Genomic DNA, 1,305 nt, shown 5'->3' on the forward strand with positions numbered 1-1,305 from the left:
CCACAAGCAGGATCTTTGCTTGCGGAAAGGCGTCGTAGATCATCGGGGTGCCCTGATCTACGCCAATATCGATGACGGATTCAGGCTGAAACCCGAAGCCCCGCAAAACTGCGGCGGTTGGTTTGGTCTGTTCGATTTCAAACCCACGGCGCGACAAGGCACGAAACAGCTTGCGCGGTCGGATTTCGGCGCCCGGCTCTTTTGGCGCTAGGTCTACCCCCAGCTCACGCAAGTGACTAAGGAACAGGCGAGGTGTCGAACGTGTCATGTCGTGGGCCGGTCTGGTTGGTGTTCAAGAAGGATGTTCATAAGCTTGGGGCTTATCACCTCGGGCGAGTGCATTTGCGCATGTTTCAAACAGGCCTGTCGCAGCCTCTGATACTCTGAGGTTTCCATCTGCAGCGATCGGATCATGGCGCGGATCAACCCTCGGGGCAAGCTTGGGTCATAGAGTGTTGTCTCATGCAGTTCCGGCGGCGTGACTTCTGTCATGTCGCCCGGGGCAGGGCCGATGATAAGCAACCCGAAACATGCCGAAAAACAAAACATGTTTGGGCTGCGATCTGGAATAGGATGTGCGAGTTTGATGTCCTGTGGCTCAAACGACCCGAGACAGCTTGGATGAGAAATCACGTGAATGCGGCTTGCGTCGGCTCGTTTGACCAGCGACTGGCAGGCTTGGCGAAAGCCTCCACGGCTGATCACTTTGTGCGGGCGGGCATTGTGAATTGTCCAGACCAACCGACCGCCATGCGCGCGGTAGCTTTCAATCGACTGTTCCGCCTTGTGCAAAAGGTCCGCGTTGTTTCGCGCACCGGCATCACGGCTAAAAATCCTATCCTCCCAATGCAAATGTGCTACTGAGTTGTTTGGCCGGATCTAAACTAAGAGGAATGCCTTTGCTGCCGCCCACAAATTCGACCCGGTCCGCCACGCAGCGATTCATCATAATGCGCTTATAGGGGTTTCCGTCGGCAGTCAGAATATACGGGATCTGAGCGGGTATTTAGGTACAGGGGCTGGGTCCCTGCTCAGTTATGGGCAGCCTGACCGTCGAACAGGGGTTTGCGGTTCCCGCGGTGACGCTCGACAAGCTTCGAAATCCACTTGCCCTTTCCGGGCACCAACCTTGCCGTTAGCGGTCTAAAATCAACCGCCGCGCATTCTGGGAACAGCTCTTTGATCTCTTGCCGCGCTTCGGGCGAGATGGCCTGCATGGTTAGCGGCCCCAGAAAGAGGCTTTCCGTGGGCGCGCCGTTGGACCAAATGATCTCATGCTGATCGAACAAGATGTGGTGATACCGA

At 56.2% G+C, this 1,305-nt stretch carries 2 protein-coding genes and 1 pseudogene; all 3 read right to left on the reverse strand.

Features of this window, described 5'->3' with window-relative positions; all coding sequences use genetic code 11:
* On the reverse strand, positions 1 to 268 hold a 268-nt coding region (locus tag ACR0E6_RS21250), incomplete at its 3' end, for a hypothetical protein (protein WP_480587042.1).
* Positions 265 to 741 carry a hypothetical protein gene (locus tag ACR0E6_RS21255; protein WP_480587044.1) on the reverse strand — a complete coding sequence of 159 codons (477 nt, stop codon included), beginning with the start codon at positions 739 to 741 and terminating at the stop codon, positions 265 to 267. The genes ACR0E6_RS21250 and ACR0E6_RS21255, both read right to left, overlap by 4 nt.
* A 290-nt stretch (positions 742 to 1,031) precedes the next feature.
* Positions 1,032 to 1,305: pseudogene (locus ACR0E6_RS21260) on the reverse strand (Hint domain-containing protein); the annotation flags it as partial.

This window comes from Ruegeria sp. AP12 (assembly GCF_056540025.1).